17 protein-coding genes are annotated in these 17,358 nt (G+C 62.3%); 7 read left to right on the top strand and 10 right to left on the bottom strand.

What is annotated here, in order from left to right; translation table 11 throughout:
- Both LCF59_RS12325 and LCF59_RS12320 read right to left on the bottom strand, forming a co-directional pair.
- Nucleotides 1-524, bottom strand: a 524-nt coding sequence (locus LCF59_RS12325; RefSeq protein WP_292287909.1) for an enoyl-CoA hydratase/isomerase family protein, incomplete at its 3' end; no start/stop codon positions are given.
- A complete protein-coding gene (locus tag LCF59_RS12320; protein ID WP_292287908.1) occupies nt 521-1,273 on the bottom strand; it encodes an SDR family oxidoreductase in 753 nt (250 codons plus the stop codon). The genes LCF59_RS12325 and LCF59_RS12320, both read right to left, overlap by 4 nt.
- Before the next feature lie 120 nt (nt 1,274-1,393).
- Between LCF59_RS12320 and LCF59_RS12315 the strand changes: the two genes are divergently transcribed.
- Nucleotides 1,394-2,920 (top strand): DUF2125 domain-containing protein, encoded by a 1,527-nt coding sequence (locus tag LCF59_RS12315; protein WP_292287907.1) that lies wholly within the window; start codon nt 1,394-1,396, stop codon nt 2,918-2,920.
- A gap of 17 nt (nt 2,921-2,937) precedes the next feature.
- Here LCF59_RS12315 and LCF59_RS12310 read toward each other — a convergent pair whose 3' ends face one another.
- Nucleotides 2,938-4,191, bottom strand: a complete 1,254-nt coding sequence (locus LCF59_RS12310) for a UbiH/UbiF/VisC/COQ6 family ubiquinone biosynthesis hydroxylase (RefSeq protein ID WP_292287906.1) — start codon at nt 4,189-4,191, stop codon at nt 2,938-2,940.
- Between the two features lie 52 nt (nt 4,192-4,243).
- Between LCF59_RS12310 and LCF59_RS12305 the strand changes: the two genes are divergently transcribed.
- The 5 genes from LCF59_RS12305 (at nt 4,244) to LCF59_RS12285 (ending at nt 10,967) form a co-directional block, all read left to right on the top strand.
- Complete coding sequence (locus LCF59_RS12305) at nt 4,244-5,572, top strand: amidase (RefSeq protein ID WP_292287905.1); 1,329 nt, start codon at nt 4,244-4,246, stop codon at nt 5,570-5,572.
- Between the two features lie 110 nt (nt 5,573-5,682).
- Nucleotides 5,683-6,873 carry an aminotransferase class I/II-fold pyridoxal phosphate-dependent enzyme gene (locus LCF59_RS12300; protein ID WP_292287904.1) on the top strand — a complete coding sequence of 397 codons (1,191 nt, stop codon included), beginning with the start codon at nt 5,683-5,685 and terminating at the stop codon, nt 6,871-6,873.
- Between the two features lie 11 nt (nt 6,874-6,884).
- The gene (locus LCF59_RS12295) at nt 6,885-9,818 is read left to right on the top strand and encodes a DNA translocase FtsK (RefSeq protein ID WP_292287903.1); all 2,934 of its coding nucleotides are present in this window, start codon (nt 6,885-6,887) and stop codon (nt 9,816-9,818) included.
- Nucleotides 9,819-9,963: 145 nt separating this feature from the next.
- The gene (locus LCF59_RS12290) at nt 9,964-10,518 is read left to right on the top strand and encodes an outer membrane lipoprotein carrier protein LolA (RefSeq protein WP_292287902.1); all 555 of its coding nucleotides are present in this window, start codon (nt 9,964-9,966) and stop codon (nt 10,516-10,518) included.
- A 131-nt stretch (nt 10,519-10,649) separates the two neighbouring features.
- Nucleotides 10,650-10,967, top strand: a complete 318-nt coding sequence (locus LCF59_RS12285; RefSeq protein WP_292287901.1) for an HPF/RaiA family ribosome-associated protein — start codon at nt 10,650-10,652, stop codon at nt 10,965-10,967.
- 129 nt (nt 10,968-11,096) lie between these two features.
- Here LCF59_RS12285 and LCF59_RS12280 read toward each other — a convergent pair whose 3' ends face one another.
- A complete protein-coding gene (locus LCF59_RS12280) occupies nt 11,097-11,687 on the bottom strand; it encodes a transglycosylase SLT domain-containing protein (protein ID WP_292287900.1) in 591 nt (196 codons plus the stop codon).
- Nucleotides 11,688-11,915: 228 nt separating this feature from the next.
- Here LCF59_RS12280 and hspQ point away from each other — a divergent pair, with 228 nt between their 5' ends.
- Complete coding sequence (gene hspQ, locus LCF59_RS12275) at nt 11,916-12,242, top strand: heat shock protein HspQ (protein WP_292287899.1); 327 nt, start codon at nt 11,916-11,918, stop codon at nt 12,240-12,242.
- Nucleotides 12,243-12,304: 62 nt separating this feature from the next.
- On the opposite strand, the gene LCF59_RS12270 is transcribed toward hspQ, so the two are convergent.
- From LCF59_RS12270 to LCF59_RS12245, 6 genes are all read right to left on the bottom strand, one after another.
- Complete coding sequence (locus tag LCF59_RS12270; protein WP_292287898.1) at nt 12,305-13,354, bottom strand: low specificity L-threonine aldolase; 1,050 nt, start codon at nt 13,352-13,354, stop codon at nt 12,305-12,307.
- Nucleotides 13,354-13,827: a YcgN family cysteine cluster protein gene (locus LCF59_RS12265; protein ID WP_292287897.1), complete on the bottom strand. Its 474-nt coding sequence runs from the start codon at nt 13,825-13,827 to the stop codon at nt 13,354-13,356. The genes LCF59_RS12270 and LCF59_RS12265 overlap by 1 nt, the downstream gene beginning before the upstream one ends.
- Nucleotides 13,824-14,756: a bifunctional riboflavin kinase/FAD synthetase gene (locus LCF59_RS12260; RefSeq protein ID WP_292287896.1), complete on the bottom strand. Its 933-nt coding sequence runs from the start codon at nt 14,754-14,756 to the stop codon at nt 13,824-13,826. Before LCF59_RS12260 ends, LCF59_RS12265 begins: the two co-directional genes overlap by 4 nt.
- Before the next feature lie 117 nt (nt 14,757-14,873).
- Nucleotides 14,874-15,317, bottom strand: coding sequence for a MaoC family dehydratase (locus LCF59_RS12255; protein WP_292287895.1), 444 nt, complete (start codon nt 15,315-15,317; stop codon nt 14,874-14,876).
- A gap of 103 nt (nt 15,318-15,420) precedes the next feature.
- Nucleotides 15,421-16,293, bottom strand: a complete 873-nt coding sequence (locus tag LCF59_RS12250) for a TIGR01459 family HAD-type hydrolase (RefSeq protein WP_292287894.1) — start codon at nt 16,291-16,293, stop codon at nt 15,421-15,423.
- A gap of 94 nt (nt 16,294-16,387) precedes the next feature.
- Complete coding sequence (locus tag LCF59_RS12245; RefSeq protein WP_292287893.1) at nt 16,388-17,308, bottom strand: manganese-dependent inorganic pyrophosphatase; 921 nt, start codon at nt 17,306-17,308, stop codon at nt 16,388-16,390.
- Nucleotides 17,309-17,358: the final 50 nt, after the last annotated feature.

The raw sequence follows: 17,358 nt of genomic DNA, 5'->3' as shown, positions 1-17,358 counted from the left end.
AGATTGTCTTGATCCGTGATCTCGTCGATCAAGCCCCAAGCCAGCGCGTCTTCGGTGGCGATTTTTTGCCCAGCCATCAGGATCATCTTGGCGCGCGACGATCCGACAAGCGTTGCCAAGCGGGCCGGGTCAGAGGGTTGGGGTAAAAAGCCCAGCTTCATGACCGGGTAAAAGACCTTTGTTCCCGGCACCGCGATGCGCAGATCGCACGCCAGAACCATGCCCATCGCACCCCCCGCGACAGTCCCGTTCAGCGCCGCGATGGTGAGTCCCGGATGACGTGCCAGAGCGCCCGAAAGCCGTTCCCACAACGGGCTCTTTGCGAGCCCGGCTTTTGCAGCCTCAAGGTCGGCCCCGGCGGAAAACACCTTGCCCAGGCCGGTCAGCAGGATCGCACGGGCGTCGTACGCGTCCTCGATGCCTGTGCACAGCGCCTCCAGCATGTCGGCGGTCAGCGAGTTGGCCTTGTCCGGGCGGTTGATGGTCAGCCTGCACAGCGTGCCGCCGTTTTCAACGTCGATCACGTCAGGCCAACCTTCTGCCGGATGCTCTCGTCCCGGAGCGAAATTTCCGATCCGGCGAAGCCATCCGCCTCGGGTCCGCACATCCACAGCAGCGCACGGGCCGGCCAGTCGGCCGGGATATGCTCGGACCAATCAAGCTGGCTCACCGGGTTTATGCCGCTGGCCTTTATCTCTTTTTGCATCTGCGTCGCGACGGTGCCCGGCGACAGCCCCATTGCGCGAATGCCCTTTTCGCCCATTTCCTTGTGCAGGCACATGGTCAGCATTGCGGCGCCCGCCTTGGACGCGCAGTAATGCGACCATGCCTCCACCGGGCCATGCGCCGCGCCGGAACTCACGGTCAGAATGGTACCGCCGCCGGCGTGTTGCATCACTGGCAACGCGGCGCGTATTCCGTGGAAAACGCCCTTGAGATTGATGTCGATCGCCTGCCCCCAGGCTTCGGGATCGACCTCCTCTATTCGCGAGATCGGGTCGATCACGCCCGCGTTGTTGACCAGGATATCAAGCCCGCCAAAGGCCGTTACGCAGTTTTCGACAGCCTGTTCCATTTCCCAGAAGCGGCTAATGTCGCAGGGAATCGCGACGGCGCGGGAGCCGATGTCTCCGGCGAGATCGGCAATGCTGTCAGCCGAGCGCGCAACAAGCGCAACATTGGCGCCGGCGTCCGCGAACGCCCGTGCAGCCTCCGCCCCGATGCCACGGCTGGCCCCGGTGATGAGAGCGGTCTTTCCGGTCAAATCGGTCATGTGACATCCTCCGTTCTGGTCATCTCACTGCTACTGCGGACAGCAGCCAGCGTCCACCCACTTGACCCGGCCGAGCAAGCGTTCGAAGGTATGGATGCAATCTGTGTCAAAGGAAATTCCATGCATCGTCTTGTTCGCGTTTCTTCGGGGGTGGTCCTTGCCTTGGGCCTGACGTCCGGCACCGCAATGGCCGAACTGACCGCGCAGCAGGTCTGGACCAGCCTTGAATCCACGTTCAAAGGGTTTGGCTATTCCGTCACCGCCACGGAAATACCCGATGACGACGGGCTGACCGTGTCCGACATCGACCTGCGCTACTCAGGGGCCGAAGATGACAGCCGCATCAGGATCACGATGGACGGGATCGATCTGATCGAGGCCGCAGACGGGTCGGTCCTGATGACCCTGCCCGCTGCCATCCCGATCTCGATCTCTGCGACACCCGAGGGCGATGCACCGGTCACGATGATGCTGGGCTATGGCACGGACGCCATGGAAACAGTCGTTTCCGGCGAACCCGGCAACATGACCTATGCATTTGTTGCGAACCAATTGACAATGTCGCTGATCGACCTGGCGATAGATGGCAAGGAGATCAGCCGCGAGGATGCGCGGTTCGACCTCGTGTTCGATGATGTCACCGGCAAGATTGTCGCCGATACCAGGGACGGGGTGCAGATCGTCCAGGATACGCGAGCCGGCTCGGCCAGTTATGATCTGGCGTTTACGAATCCCGATGGTGGCGAGGCGATGATCCTGGCCGGGGCGATGGAGGCGTTTGCCGCCGAGAGTGACAGCACATTGCCCGAAGGATTCGACTCCAGTGATCCGCAAAGCCTTGCGGCCGGCGGGTTTGCCGCCGACGGGTCCGTGAGCTATGAAGACGGGCAGTCGCAATTCGCCTTCACCGAAGATAACGGAACAACCGCGGGGACGACCGGCAGCGCTTCGGTCGCGCTGGATTTCTCGATGGACGACACCGCGTTGTCCTACAGCCTTGGCGCGACCGGGCAAACGGTCTCGATGTCGGGTCCGGAGATGCCTGTGCCATTGGATTTCAAGATGGCGGAAACCGCGCTGAACCTTACTGCCCCGATCGCCGAGGCGGACACGCCGCAGGATATGGCGATGGGTATTGCGCTCCGCGGGTTCGAATTATCGGATGTCATCTGGAACATCATCGATCCAGAGACGATCCTGCCGCGCGACGCTGCCACCATCGCGCTTGACCTGACCGGAAAGGTCACGCCCGGCGTCAACCTGTTTGATCCCGAAGCCATGGCTCGGGTCGAGGAAACCCGGGTGGCACCGGGGGAATTGAACGCGCTGACGCTCAACGATCTCACCGTCGAGCTTGCCGGCGCCACAATGGGCGGGACCGGATCATTCACCTTCGATAACGAGGATATGGAGACCTTTGGAGGTTTTCCGCGCCCGACAGGATCCGTGGAACTGACGTTTGACGGGGTGAACGCGCTGATCGACAAGCTGATTTCGATGGGTCTTGTCACCGAGGAAGACGCTATGGGCGCGCGCATGATGATGAGCATGTTCGCTGTGCCGGGTGACGGGGAGGACAGCCTCAAATCGTCGCTCACGATCAACGAACAGGGGCATGTCCTCGCGAACGGAATGCGAATCCAGTAGCGGCGTCAAGCGGGGCGTCAGCCCGCCATCAGGTCCGGCAGGTCGCCGTTCAATCCGGCCGCCTCTCGGATGAAGGTCCGTCGCGCAGCGGGCATGGTGTTGATCGCCGCCATGCCCAGATCGCGACCTGCCCGCAGGATCGGGTTGTCGCTTGAAAACAGGCGGTTGAACAAGTCCGTTGCAGTCAGAAGCGTTGCCGTGTCGAACCTGCGCCATTGCTCGTAGCGGGCCAGGACCTGCGGGCTTGCAAAATCCTCGCCGCGCCGCACCGCGTGGCCGATCACATGCGCCAGGGCTGCGACATCGCGCAGACCGGCGTTCAAGCCTTGGCCTGCGATCGGGTGCATCCCGTGCGCCGCGTCACCCACCAGCGCGACCCTGTCCGCGACAAAGCGGTTCGCCACGGTCAGCCCCAGCGGATAGGTGAACCGTGCGCCTGCAAGTGAAATCTCGCCCAGGAAATCGCCGAAACGCGGGCGCAGCACGGTCAGGTAATCCGCGTCCGACAGCGCATTGATCTCTTGCGCCAGACCCGTGCGCTCGCTCCAGACAATCGAGGAGCGGTTGCCGGTGAGCGGCAGGATTGCCAACGGCCCGGCGGGAAGGAAAAGCTGATGCGCGACCCCGCCATGCGGCTTTTCATGCCCGATCGCGCAGACCAGCGCGGTCTGCGGATAATCCCATTCGGTGCGGCGCACGCCGGCGCGCTGACCGGTGCCGCTTTGGCGTCCATCGGCGCCCACGATCAACCGCCCGGATACCACTTCGCCCGACGCCAGTGTCACTGACGCGCCCGAGGCCGTGACCGTCTGATCCACCACCGAGTCCCCGGCCAGATGCGTCACCAAAGGCTCTGCCGCCATCGCCTCGAGCAGCGCGCGCCGCAGATATCGGTCTTCGAGCATATGGCCCATCGGGCCTTCTTCGATCTCCGCGCTGTCAAAGTGCAGACCCAGAAACACCTCGGCATCGCCTGCGCGCCCGTCGCTGACCTTGATCTCGGTCATCGGCTGCGCATCGGCTTTCAACCCGTCCCACAGCCCCAGCGCTGTGAGCATTCGGACAGAGGCGAGGGCAAGCGCATAGGAGCGTCCATCGAAATTGTCACTGCGCCGGGCACCTTCGGGGCGGGCGTCGATGACGGTGCTGCGAAGGCCCGACCGGGCCGCCGCCAGGGCCAGCATGGGACCATTCAGGCCGCCGCCGACGATAAGGATATCGGATCTCGTGTTCATATCCCGAGATATGGAGGCGCAGGCGGGATTGTCCATGCGCTTCTCTGCCGCTACCGTCGCGCCAAATGACAGGGCAGGGGAGACAAGCATGACCGACTGGCAGGATATGACGGCCGCCGATCTTGGACGCGGCATTGACGCAGGAGAGATCGATCCGGTCGCGTTGACCCGAACCTACCTCGATGCCATCGACGCGCATGAACATCGCGACCGCATCTACGCCCGCCTGACCCCTGAACGCGCTTTGGCCGAGGCCGAGGCTGCGCGGGAGCGGGCGCGTTTGAACCTGCGCCGCTCGCCGCTGGACGGTGTTCCGATCAGTTGGAAAGACCTGTTCGATACCGCTGGCGTGGTGACAGAAGCCGGATCCAAACTGCTGGACGGGCGGACACCCGACACCGATGCCGAGGTTCTGCAAGCCGCCACCCACCGGGGGCTGGTGTGCCTTGGCAAGACGCATCTGAGCGAGCTGGCGTTTTCCGGTCTGGGCCTGAACCCCAGAACCGCCACATCCCCCAACATCCACGACCCCGACAACGCGCCGGGCGGGTCGTCATCGGGGGCGGCCGCCTCGGTCGCGTTCGGTCTTGCCCCCGCTGCCATCGGGTCGGACACGGGCGGGTCGGTCCGTGTCCCCTCCGCGTGGAACGACCTTGTGGGCCTCAAGACCACCGCCGGAGTGCTCAGCCTCAAGGGCGCGGTGCCGTTGGCCGCGAACTTCGACACCGTTGGTCCCTTGGGCAAATCGGTCGAGGATGCCGCCCTGCTGTTTGCCATCATGAAGGGCGAAAACCCCATCGACATGATGCCCGGCAATCTCAAGGGACGGCGGTTCGCGCGTCTGACCACCACGGCGCTGGAGGATCTGCGCGACGACCCGCGCAGTGGCTTTGATCACGCGGTTCAGCGTTTCAAGGAGGCCGGGGCCGAGATCGTCGACATTGCCGTGCCCGAACTCGAGACCGCGATGGCGCTGTCGGCGATCCTTTACAGCGCCGAAGCCTACGGCACCTGGAAAGACGTGATCGAGGCCAATCCGGACGCGATGTTCGCCGAGATCCTTGCGCGGTTCCGATCCGGCAAGGCGTTTTCCGCCGCCGATTACGTGGCCGCCTGGCACACTCTGGAACGCTGTCGGACGACCTATCTTCAGGCCACAGCCGGATTCGACGCGGTGCTCTGCCCGACATGCCCGATCACGCCGCCGAACGTGGACCGTTTGATGACCGACAGTGACTATTACGTCACAGAAAATCTGCTGACCCTGCGCAACACACGCATCGGCAACCTGATGGGGGTCTGTGCCCTGACCCTGCCCACCGGCACGCCGTCATGCGGGGTGTCACTGATGGCGCAACCCTTTGATGAACGACGGTTGTTGCGACTTGGGCTGGCGGCGGAACGGGCATTGGCCTGAAAGCCACAACAGGCTGACCGTCACGCTCTTTTTCTGGACGCCGCCGCCCCGCCTATGTAATTTGCCCCCAAAGAGGGCGCTGACGACCCTTGATCAGAGGCAGTATTGGCATGTTTCCCGACCGGTTTTCAAACCTTCCGGCCTATGCGTTTCCGCGTCTGCGCGCCCTGTTGGACGTGCATGAACCGGGTGGGCCGGTGATTCACATGTCGATCGGAGAGCCGAAACACGCCTTTCCGGCGTGGATCTCCGAGATCCTCATGCAGAACATGGCCGGGTTCAACAAGTACCCGCCCAACGAAGGCACGCCCGAACTGCGCGGCGCAATCCGCGACTGGGTGCAGCGGCGCTATGGTGTCGTCCTTGATGCCGACGCGCAGATCATGGCGCTGAATGGCACGCGCGAGGGGCTCTACAACGTTGGCATGGCGCTGTGTCCAGAAACCAAGAACGGGGCCCAGCCCGTGGTTCTGATGCCGAACCCGTTCTACCAGGTCTACCTGATCTCGGCGATTTCGGTCGCGGCGGAGCCGGTGTTCGTCAACGCGACCGAAGCGACGGGCCATCTGCCGGATTTCGAGGGCCTGTCCGATGACGTCCTGAACCGCACCGCGCTGGCCTATGTCTGTTCACCCGCCAATCCGCAGGGCGCCGTGGCCGACCGGGACTATTGGGAACGGCTGATCGCGCTGGCGGAAAAGCACGATTTCCGGATTCTCGCCGACGAGTGCTACTCCGAGATCTACCGCGACATGCCGCCCGTGGGCGCTTTGCAGGTGGTGCAGGAGATGGGGGCCGATCCCGAACGCGTGCTGATCTTCCATTCGCTGTCCAAACGCTCCAACCTGCCGGGTCTGCGGTCGGGCTTCGTGGCGGGTGGTCCCGAATCGATCCGGCGCCTCCAGCAATTGCGCAACTATTCAGGCGCACCTCTGCCCCTGCCGCTTCAGGCCGTGGCCGAGGCGGTGTGGAGGGACGAGACGCATGTCGAAGAAAACCGCGCGCTTTATGCCGAGAAATACGCGCTGGCCGACCGCATCTTCGGCAATGTGCCGGGCTACCGGTCACCGCAGGCGGGGTTCTTCCTGTGGTTGCCGGTGGATGACGGTGAAGCGGCGGCTTTGAAGCTTTGGCAGGAAACCGGCGTTCGGGTTCTGCCCGGTGCCTACCTGTCGCGCGACACCGAGACCGGCAATCCCGGCACGCAGTATATCCGGGTCGCCATGGTGGCCCCGAAAGACGAAACCGAAAGCGGCCTGACGAAGATCAGGGACTGCCTGTATGGCAGCAAAGACCAATAAAGAGGCGAAGGATGGCATATCAGGCGCGGGGGCGTGACCCCCTCTTTGACAGCAACATGCAGGCTGCGATCGAAAAACGTGGCAAGGAACTGGGTGGCTTCTTGCTCATGGCGCTGGGCGCATTGGCGGCCTCGATGATCTGGTCCTATTCGCCTGCCGACCCGAGCTGGCTGTCCGCCACCGATGCCCCGGTGCAAAACTGGCTTGGTCGTGCCGGAGCGTCGGTCGCGGCCCCCTTGTTCATGATTGTCGGCTGGGCCAGCTGGGGTCTTGCGCTGGTCCTTCTGGTCTGGGGCGCCCGTCTTGCCCTGCACAAGGGCGAAAACCGCGCGCTGACCTGCCTGATCTTCGCGCCGATCTGGGTGGCCCTGGCGGCTGTCTATGCCGCGGGTGTCCCTGAAACCACCGCCTGGACCCACAGCTTTGGTCTTGGTGGTCTGTTCGGCGACATGATGATGGGTGCGATCCTGACGATCCTGCCTTTGGGCACGACATTCGCGCTCAAGCTGATGATGTTGCTTCTGGGCGGTCTGGTTCTGATCATGGGCGCCTTCGTGCTTGGCTTTACCAAGGCTGAATTGTCCCGCATGGCCCGTTTTCTCGTGGTTGGTGTGATCATGGTTTACGCCACGCTGCTGTCGCTTCTGGGCAAAGGTGCATCCGGTGCGATTTCTGCCGCGCGCGACATGCAGGCGCGCAACGCCGACCGCCGCGCCCAGCGGGCGCAGGACGAGGCCGATGCCGCAGAGTGGGCCGCAGCGCAGTCCGCCGAACCCCGTGTCACCCGCGTCGCTGCGCCATCGCCGCAAACGGTCGATCCGCAGCCTGATACCCCCCATCCCGTGGTGCAGATGCCGCAAAAAACAGGCATCCTGTCCAAGATGCCATCGCTCATGCGCCGCGCCGATCCGCAGCCAGAGCTGGTCGAGACGTGGCCTACAGGGGATTTGCCGGAAACGCTGCCGGGTGACGACCGTGTGCGCGCCAAGATTGCCGATGCGATCAAGTCCCGCGTGCGCAGCAACCCGTCTGTGACCTCCGCCGTCGCCGCCCCGTTGACCAAAGGACGTGGCCGCGGCCCGGACCCGCTGATCTTCAAGCCGAATCCCGACTTGCCGCCAGAGCCGCCCGTGACAGCACGTCCTGAACCGGCGATGCGCGCCGAGCCGCCTGTCACCGCGGGCACTTATGCGCCGCAGGCTGCCTATGCAGGCGCGCCGGACGAGAATACCCTGGACGATATGACCGATTGGGACGATTACGGCGATGCCGCCCCCGAACCGCAGGCCGCCCCGTCGATCCCGCGCCCACCCGCGCCCGACCCGGACGCCCGCAAGGTTGTCCAACAGCCACAGCGCAAACCGGTTCAGCCCTCCAGGCGTGCAAAGGCCGAGGCTCAGCCGAGCCTGCAATTCGAAGACACCCAGACAGATTATGAATTGCCGCCGCTTGGTCTCTTGATGGACCCCTCCACGATCGAACGCCACCACCTCAGCGACGAGGCGCTGGAAGAGAACGCGCGCATGCTGGAAACGGTGCTTGATGACTACGGCGTAAAGGGCGAGATCGTGAGCGTTCGCCCCGGCCCGGTTGTCACCATGTACGAGCTGGAACCCGCGCCGGGTCTCAAGGCGTCCCGCGTGATCGGGCTCGCCGATGACATCGCCCGGTCGATGTCCGCGCTGTCTGCACGCGTGTCCACCGTGCCCGGTCGCAGCGTGATCGGGATCGAACTGCCCAATGAAAACCGCGAGATGGTGTCCTTCCGGGAAATTCTGTCCACGCGCGATTACGGAGACGGAACACAAAAGCTTCCGCTCGCGCTGGGCAAGGACATAGGTGGCGACCCGATTGTCGCAAACCTTGCCAAGATGCCTCATCTGCTGATCGCAGGCACCACCGGCTCGGGGAAATCGGTCGCGATCAACACCATGATCCTGTCGTTGCTCTACAAGCTCAGCCCACAGGATCTGCGCCTTGTCATGATCGACCCCAAGATGCTGGAACTCAGCGTCTATGATGGCATCCCGCATCTGCTTTCTCCCGTGGTCACCGACCCCAAGAAAGCGGTTGTCGCCCTCAAGTGGGTCGTGGGCGAGATGGAAGACCGCTACCGCAAGATGTCCAAGATGGGCGTGCGCAATATCGACGGCTACAACAGCCGCGTGGCGGACGCGCTGAGCAAGAACGAAATGTTCGAACGCACCGTGCAGACCGGTTTTGACGACGAAACCGGCGAGCCGATCTTCGAGACCGAGGAAATCCAGCCGGTCAAAATGCCCTATATCGTCGTCATCGTGGACGAGATGGCCGATCTGATGATGGTCGCGGGCAAGGAGATCGAAGCCTGCATACAGCGGCTGGCGCAGATGGCGCGGGCGAGCGGAATTCACCTGATCATGGCCACGCAGCGCCCCTCCGTCGATGTCATCACCGGCACGATCAAGGCGAACTTCCCGACGCGGATTTCCTTCCAGGTGACGTCGAAGATCGACAGCCGCACCATCCTTGGCGAAATGGGCGCCGAGCAATTGCTGGGGCAGGGCGACATGCTCTATATGGCCGGCGGAGCCCGGATCACCCGGTGCCACGGGCCTTTCGTGTCGGACGAAGAGGTCGAAGAGATCGTCACCCACCTCAAGGCTTACGGCCCGCCGGAATATGTCAACGGCGTTGTACAAGGCCCCGAGGACGAAAAAGCCGACAACATCGACGCTGTACTTGGCCTGAATACCGGCGGGAACACCGATGGCGAAGACGCGCTTTACGATCAGGCCGTGGGCATCGTTGTGCGCGACCGCAAATGTTCCACCTCCTATATCCAGCGCAAGCTGGCAATCGGCTACAACAAGGCCGCCCGACTGGTCGAGCAGATGGAGGAAGAAGGGGTGGTTTCGGCTGCCAATCATGTCGGAAAACGCGAGATCCTGGTGCCAGAGCAGTAAGGACCTGCCGATCCGGTCACAAAAACGGGCGCTGCTATCGCATAACAGCGCCCGGTTCGCCATATAAGGTCCAACGCGTTTCGAGCAGACAGGACCAAACCCTATGCGATTCCCTTTCATCGGCCTGGTGACCATGCTTGCATGGATGTTGGCACTGCCCGCGCAGGCCCAGCAGCTCTCCCTTGGGGCGCTGTCCAATTATCTCAACCAACTGACCAGCGCCGAAGGCAGCTTCACCCAAATAAACGCCGACGACACGATTTCGACCGGCACGCTTTATTTGCGCCGCCCCGGCACGGTGCGCTTCGAATACAACCCACCGGAACAGGCGCTTGTGATGGCCAACAACGGCACGGTGGTGGTCTTCGACCGCAAGCTGAACAGCGAGCCGAACACATACCCGCTCAACCGAACCCCGCTGGGGCTGATCCTCGCCCGCAACGTCGACCTGACCCGCGCCAACATGGTGGTGGCCCACGGTTATGACGGCACTGCCACGACGGTGACCGCGCAGGACCCGGAGAACCCGGAATACGGCAGCATCGAGCTCAAGTTCACCAACGACCCGGTCGAGCTGCGCCAGTGGGTCATCACCGACGATGGCGGCAGCCAAACCACGGTTGTCCTGGGCGCGCTTGAGCGCAAGCAACTGGCGGACCGTCTGTTCAACATCGAGATGGAGCGCCGGGCATCCCGCTGATCCGGCGTCGCTTGCGGCCTGTCTCACGCGGCGATGGGCACGGTCCGGCGCCGGTGTTGCGCAGACCGTCCGCCCCTTGTTGCCATTGGTGCGACTGCATATCTCAATGGGACACTTACAGGAGACCCATCATGCAGTTCCAGCTGAACACCGACAGCCACATTCAGGGCGATGAGCGCCTGGCCGAGATTGCCGAGACCACCGTGAGCGGCGCCTTGGGGCATCTGACCGACCGGCTCTCGCGGGTGGAGGTGCACCTCGTTGATGTCAACGGGGCAAAGGGCGGTGCGGATGATATCCAATGCACGGTCGAAGCACGTCCCGAGGGGATGCAGCCGCAGACTGTCACGCATGCCGATGCCGATGTCGACGCGTCGCTGCGGGGGGCCGGCAAAAAGATGCGGGCGCTGCTGGAAAGCGAGTTCGGCAAGCTCGACAAACGCCGCTAGGCGGAACGGAGGCTGCCCCTGTCTGTCAGGCAGGGCTTGCCCCGAGGCCATGACAGGTTAACGAAAGCTTAAAGGGTCAGAAGCGCTCACCCATTGTTTCGCGCGCGAAACAATGGGTCCGCAACGGACTTACCTGCGCACGTTGCAGGTGGCGAGTTGGCCTTGGTATCTCCGGGCGCGTGATGCGATCTCGTCAGAGACACGCAGGAGCCATGATTTGCCGTTGTATGTTCCACGGGAAAATCCGGTGCGGCCTTCGTGATAGGCGAGGTACTGACTGCGCGCATCGTAGAGTGAAATGCCAAGGCTGCGGTTCGATCCGGCCATGTACCAGCCCATGAAATCCGCAGCATCGCGAATATTGTTGCGCCGTGCGCGGAAGGCGCGTTGATCTTCTTGGTACTCTTCCCACGTCCCGTTCAGCGCCTGGCTATAGCCGAAGGCCGAGCTTTGCCGCCCGACCGGGATGACTCCGAGCTTGTACTGGAACGGCGTCCGCGCGTCCGACTTGAACTTGCTTTCCTGGTACATTGCCGCCATCTGAACATGCACCGGCACGCCCCATTTGCGCTCCGCGGCGCGAAACGCCCTCAAGTAGCCGGGGCGCTGCTTCAGGATCGAACAGGCATTGTCCAGGTCACGCGGCGCCGATGTGCCGCCGCCGCCACCACAGGAGGCCGCAAGCAAGACAATCACCAAGGCGCGAAAGAATCTGCTCATGGGCCTCTCGCATATTTATCGAAGACGGTTGCTCCGTCTTTCGGATTGAGCAATCTATACCGCATTCCGAGGATCGAGGAAATCACATTTCCTCGGGCCGGCAAGTTCCTGTTTTTCCATGAAAAACCGATGTGTCCCCATGTTGCACAGACTGTTTCTCTGAAAATTGCCTCACCAATTGGACAATTTGTCGAAAATCGGGCAAGTAGGGGGCAACGGATGGGACACATGATCAGACAACGCGCAAAATACAACATCGGCCAGGTCGTTCGTCATCGCCGCCACCCCTTCCGGGGCGTGGTTTTTGACGTCGATCCGGAATTCAACAATACCGAAGAGTGGTACGAAGCGATCCCCGAGGACAGCCGACCGGCCAAGAAACAGCCGTTCTATCATCTGCTGGCCGAGAACGATCAAAGCTTTTACGTGGCCTACGTTTCGGAACAGAACCTCATCGCCGATTACTCAGGCGAACCCGTTGAACACCCCGATGTGCCGGACCTGTTCGGCACCTTCGAGGATGGCAGCTACGAGCTGCATTTCCAGTACAACTGACTCTCTTCTCTCCTAGTTTGCCACGAACCTAATGAGTGCCGGGCTCCCGAAAGGGGGCCCTTTTACTTTTTGGGCAACAGGGAAACGAAGCGGTCTAATTGCGAGTCGGCGATCGACCAGTCACAGACCAGCCGCCCGCGCAGCATGGCTTCGGCGTCGCCTGTCTCCAGCGATCCGCCGGACAGGGCATATGTGGCCCCGGCCGCCTTCAGAGTCTGGTGCAGCGCGCGGGGGGCTTCGAAGAAGATCATGTTGGCGGTCACGTCATTGACGATCTGCACCTGCGGGCAGCCGTCCATACCGGCCAGAAGATGCGCTGCCTTGGCATTGGCGCGGCGTGCCATATCCAGCCAGAGATCGTTGCGCAAATAGCCCGCCATTTGCGCCGAAAGGTAGCGATGCTTGGAGAACAGATGCCCGCCGCGCTTGCGCCGCAGTTCGAATTCCCACGCTTTGGCCGGATCGAAAAAGATCACGGCTTCGACCCCCATGAGCCCGTTCTTGGTCCCGCCGAACACTGCCACGTCGACGCCCAGTTTCCATGTCATCTCGGCGGGCGTACACTCAAGCGCGACAATCGCGTTGGCAAAGCGCGCGCCGTCCAGATGGATCGGCAGATCATACGAGGCGGCCACTTTGCAGAGCGCTTTCAGCGCGTCCAGCGTATAGACATTCCCCATTTCCGTCACTTGCGTGATCGATACCGCGCCGCGGCGGGGGCCATGCACGCCGCGATTGCCCTGGCTTTCGATGGCACGGGCCAGCGTGTCGGGTGTCATCCGGTCCGGGCCGTCCACAAGTGTCAGCTTGGCGCCGCCAGTGTAGAATTCCGGTGCGTTGCACTCGTCTTCTTCGATATGCGCCACCGGGGTGCAGAAGATCGTGTCGAAGGGCTCGGTCAAGGTGGCCAGCGCCAACGCGTTCGCGGCGGTGCCGGTCGAGACAAGGTAGACGGCAGCCTCCGGCGCTTCGAACAGGTCGCGGAGGCGTTGGCGCACCTCGTCCATCATCGGGTCCGCCCCATAGCCCATGACATGGCCTGCGTTGGCCTCGGCCAGCGTGTCCAAGACGGCTTGCGGCACTGGACCGCTGTTGTCGGAGGCGAAAAACATCAGGTTGGCTCCTCGATGATGTGATCTTCCCAGTCGTCCTCGTGCACCTCGAATTCCGGCACGGTTGCGTTCCGCATCGAAACGCCCGCGCTGTGAACGGTGTCGGGGGTGCCCGAAATCAGCGGGTGCCAGTCGTAAAGCGGCTTGCCCTCCCACAACAGGCGATAGGCGCAGGTCTGCGGCATCCAATATGCGTGACTGTCGATATTCGACGGCTTGAGCACGATGCATTCCGGCACGAACTGGTGCCGGATGTCATATTGCGCGCAGCGGCAGGTGCTGTCGTCGAACAGGCGGCAGGCGACGCAGGTCAACTCCACATGGCCCGTCTCTTCGTCCTCCAGTTTGTTGAGACAGCATTTGCCGCAGCCATCACACAGCGCCTCCCATTCCTTCGGGCCAAGGTCGGTGAGCGCCTTGTGCTCCCAGAACCTGGGCGCAAGTTCGCTGCGGTCGATCGGATCATCGCTCATAGCGCGGTCAGAACCGTGCGGGCTTTGGCACAGTCGGCCTCCATCTGCACAACAAGGGCGTCAATGCTGTCGAATTTTTCTTCGGGGCGCAGGAAATCCACCAGCGCGACCGACACTGTCGCGCCGTAAAGATCGCCGGTGAAATCGAAAAGGAAGGTTTCCAGGTTGGCCCGGTTTTCCCCGAACATCGGCCGGACCCCGATCGAGGCGGCACCAAGATAGGATCCGGCATGCGGACCATCCAGAACATCGACCAGCACCGCGTACACGCCAAGCTTGGGCGGGTGCAATCCGTCGATGGACATGTTGGCGGTCGGGTATCCAAGGTCCCGGCCGCGCTGTTCGCCGGTAATCACGGGACCCTCGATCCGGTGCCAGTGGCCCAGCATCTCGGCGGCCACGCGGGGGTTGCCGTCGGACAGCGCGGTGCGGATTGCCGTCGAGGACACGGCGCCAGAGGAGGCGGTCACAAGCTCGGCCACGGTGACGCCGAACCCTAGTTTCTTGCCCGAGGCGATGAGGGTGTCGACAGTCCCGGCCCGCGCCTTTCCAAAACAGAAATCTGCGCCGACCACGACATGCCGCAGGCCGAGCCCATCTGCGATGACCTTCCTGGAGAATGCGTCCGGGCTGAGCTCTGCCAAGTGCAGGTTGAAGTTGAGTTCATACAGAATTTCGACCCCGAGCTTGTTCAGTCGCGTTGCGCGGGCCTCGGCGCTCATCAGGCGGAAGGGCGGGGCGTCAGGCCTGAAATATTCGCGCGGATGCGGTTCGAATGTCAGGATGCCGAGCGGCGCGTCCGGCACTGCGTCGCGCGCCTGTTGGATCACCGCCTGATGGCCGGAATGCACGCCGTCGAAATTGCCAATGGCGACAGTTGCGCCCTTGTCCCCGTCAGAGACGAATTGGTAATCCCGTACGATTTTCATAGTCCGAGCACTAGCCGGGGCTTCGTGGCGTTGCAATCCCCGCACCGTGGCGGTCGGGGCGATTTTCCGGGAGTGGACCACTGCGGATGCGTCAACGCCTCCGCGCCGGTGGCGAGATCAGTCGAATTTACGCGACGGCGCGAGTACCTTGGCCTCGCCCATGAGGACTTTCTTGCCATCGACAGAGCAATGACAGTCCAGCGTCACGCGGCGTTTCGCGATGTCGATATCGATCACCCTGACCTCGGCATAGACCATGTCGCCGGGGCGGACCGGAGCGAGAAACTTTAGCGTTTGACCCATATAGACGGTGCCATGACCGGGAAGCTGTTCCCCGATCACCGCCGAGATCAGACCAGCGGTCAGCATCCCGTGCGCGATACGTCCTTCGAAGATCGTATCCTGTGCGTAGTCTTCGTCGAGATGGACCGGGTTCCGGTCGGTCGAGATTTGCGCGAACATCTCGATGTCCCGATCCGTCACCTCTTTGCGCAGGTGGCGGGACATGCCCATTTCGATATCTTCAATGCAGATCGTTCCGCGTGGCAGGTTATCCAACATTTCGCTCTCCGCTCTTCGGCGACGGGGTAATAAAAAACAAGTCCAGCACTATGTGGTGAAACTTTCTTACTTCGCGGCCGCAGAAACGCAAGTAAAATCTGCCCTAGCGCAGCTGTCCAATGGTATATGTCGGCGACGCTCTTTCCGTCGACAGATAGGCTTCCAACGCCTCCGGATCGGGTTGGTGCGAAGTTCTGGTCTCGGCCTTGGCCAACCCGCCGGAGATAAACAGCGAATCGATGTCTTCGCCCATTGCACCGCTGATGTCGGTTTGTATGCCGTCTCCGATTGCCAACATGCACGACGCGTCGGCATCTTTGCCAAGCGACGCAAGACGACGGCGCGCGAGGTCATAGATCGGCGGGTGCGGTTTGCCGAAATACAGACTTTCGCCGCCCATCTCGGTATACAGGGCCGCCAAGGCGCCAGCGCACCATTCGCGGCTGTCGCCACGATCGACCACGATATCCGGGTTCGCGCAAAGAAGCTTGAGCCCCATCTGCTTGGCATAAAGAAACTGTGGCCGGTTCTCTGCCGGGTCTGCAGTTGGATCGAAGGGGCCGCAGCAGACGATTCCGTCGGCCTTGTCCAATTCGACCCGCTGGATGTTTACCGGCTCGTCGACCAACTCCAACGGAGCAAAGAAGGACTCATCGTGAGGCTCGCCCATGAACCAGACCTTTTCGCCCACCGCGCCTCGAAACATCGCGGCACGGGCGCTGTCGCCGCTGGTGGCGATGGTGTCATATGCGTCTTCCGGAATGCCGAAGCGGACGATCTGTTTGGCAACCTCGTGGCGCGAGCGTGGCGCATTGGTGAGCAGCACCACGGTTCCGCCGCCCTGCCGAAACCCCTTGAGCGCAGCCACCGCTTCGGGAAAGGCGGTCACGCCATCATGCACGCAGCCCCAAAGATCGACGAGCAGCACGTCGTAGCGGTTGGCGATATCGGCGAGCGAATCGATGATCTGGGTCATTTTGTGTCTTTCCGGAAATTTGATCGTCAGGTCACATGAAAAAGGGGATGCCGTCCAGCACCCCCTTTGGAAAACGCGCACTCTTCGGGTCGGGTCACACCGCGAGGTTGGGGATGATCTGCTTTTTTCGGCTGACGACGCCGGGCAAGACAACAGTGTCGTCGGACACGGTGGCGCCAAAGCTCTTTTCCGCGGTGGTTTTCACAAGGGCGTTGGGGACCAGCAGGGTCGCTTCCTCGTTCAGGATGTCGACGACAAAGAGCAGCACCTGATCGACGCCATCTTCGGATGCCACGTCCTGCATGGTGGACATGAGGCTGTCTTTGCGGGCGAGGACGGTTGCGGGCGCTGTGGTCTCGAGTACCGAAACGCGGAATTTCGTGTCCCCGACGGTGTATTCCTTGCTGTCCATGCGCAGCAATTCGGCGTCGGAGAAGGCGGAGACGTCGGATTTCGCGGCGAACATCCTGGCCGCGTAATCGGGGATCGACACGCCCAGGTCCTCTGCGAGCGAATGGGCGATGGCGGTGTCTTCCTGAGTTGTCGTCGGCGAGCGGAACTCCAGCGTGTCACTGAGGATGCAGGACAGCATCGCGCCCTTGATGCCGGTCGGAGCCTGGGCCAGATCATTGCCGATCATTTTCCACATGATCGTGGCGGTGCAGGCGACCGGTTCGATGCGGATGTCGATTGGCCCTTTTGTCTCCAGCCCGCCGACAAGCTTGTGGTGATCGATGATCGCGCGGATATCGGCGCTGTTGATCTGCGAGGGCAGTTCGGCGGGGTTGTTGGTATCGACCACGACCACCGGCTGATCTGCCGACACGTCCGAGATGATCTCGGGTTTGTCCAGCTTCCAGTGATCGAGCATGAACGCAGCCTCGGTGTTGGGCTCGCCCAGAAGGATCGGCTTGGCGTCTTCGCCCTTGATCTGGTTGAGGTACCACGCCCAGATGATCGGGCTGCCGGTGCTGTCGGTGTCGGGGGATTTATGTCCGAAAACAAGGGTGGTCATGTGGGGCCTCTGCTCTGCCTAACGTGAAGTCGCGCGCCTTATAGGGCGCG

The organism is Marivita sp., assembly GCF_020055675.1.
In the GTDB taxonomy this organism is placed as follows: Bacteria; Pseudomonadota; Alphaproteobacteria; order Rhodobacterales; family Rhodobacteraceae; genus Marivita.
Note: the sequence above shows the minus strand (reverse complement) of the source record. Positions and strands in the feature narration are given on the sequence as shown.

Coding starts and splice junctions, on each gene's coding strand:
- hspQ (WP_292287899.1), top strand. CDS start 11,916: ATGATCAGACAACGCGCAAAATACAACATCGGCCAGGTCGTTCGTCAT.
- LCF59_RS12295 (WP_292287903.1), top strand. CDS start 6,885: ATGGCATATCAGGCGCGGGGGCGTGACCCCCTCTTTGACAGCAACATG.
- LCF59_RS12285 (WP_292287901.1), top strand. CDS start 10,650: ATGCAGTTCCAGCTGAACACCGACAGCCACATTCAGGGCGATGAGCGC.
- LCF59_RS12265 (WP_292287897.1), bottom strand. CDS start 13,827: ATGAGCGATGATCCGATCGACCGCAGCGAACTTGCGCCCAGGTTCTGG.
- LCF59_RS12260 (WP_292287896.1), bottom strand. CDS start 14,756: ATGAAAATCGTACGGGATTACCAATTCGTCTCTGACGGGGACAAGGGC.
- LCF59_RS12315 (WP_292287907.1), top strand. CDS start 1,394: ATGCATCGTCTTGTTCGCGTTTCTTCGGGGGTGGTCCTTGCCTTGGGC.
- LCF59_RS12255 (WP_292287895.1), bottom strand. CDS start 15,317: ATGTTGGATAACCTGCCACGCGGAACGATCTGCATTGAAGATATCGAA.
- LCF59_RS12305 (WP_292287905.1), top strand. CDS start 4,244: ATGACCGACTGGCAGGATATGACGGCCGCCGATCTTGGACGCGGCATT.
- LCF59_RS12300 (WP_292287904.1), top strand. CDS start 5,683: ATGTTTCCCGACCGGTTTTCAAACCTTCCGGCCTATGCGTTTCCGCGT.
- LCF59_RS12310 (WP_292287906.1), bottom strand. CDS start 4,191: ATGGACAATCCCGCCTGCGCCTCCATATCTCGGGATATGAACACGAGA.
- LCF59_RS12250 (WP_292287894.1), bottom strand. CDS start 16,293: ATGACCCAGATCATCGATTCGCTCGCCGATATCGCCAACCGCTACGAC.
- LCF59_RS12290 (WP_292287902.1), top strand. CDS start 9,964: ATGTTGGCACTGCCCGCGCAGGCCCAGCAGCTCTCCCTTGGGGCGCTG.
- LCF59_RS12320 (WP_292287908.1), bottom strand. CDS start 1,273: ATGACCGATTTGACCGGAAAGACCGCTCTCATCACCGGGGCCAGCCGT.
- LCF59_RS12270 (WP_292287898.1), bottom strand. CDS start 13,354: ATGTTTTTCGCCTCCGACAACAGCGGTCCAGTGCCGCAAGCCGTCTTG.
- LCF59_RS12245 (WP_292287893.1), bottom strand. CDS start 17,308: ATGACCACCCTTGTTTTCGGACATAAATCCCCCGACACCGACAGCACC.
- LCF59_RS12280 (WP_292287900.1), bottom strand. CDS start 11,687: ATGAGCAGATTCTTTCGCGCCTTGGTGATTGTCTTGCTTGCGGCCTCC.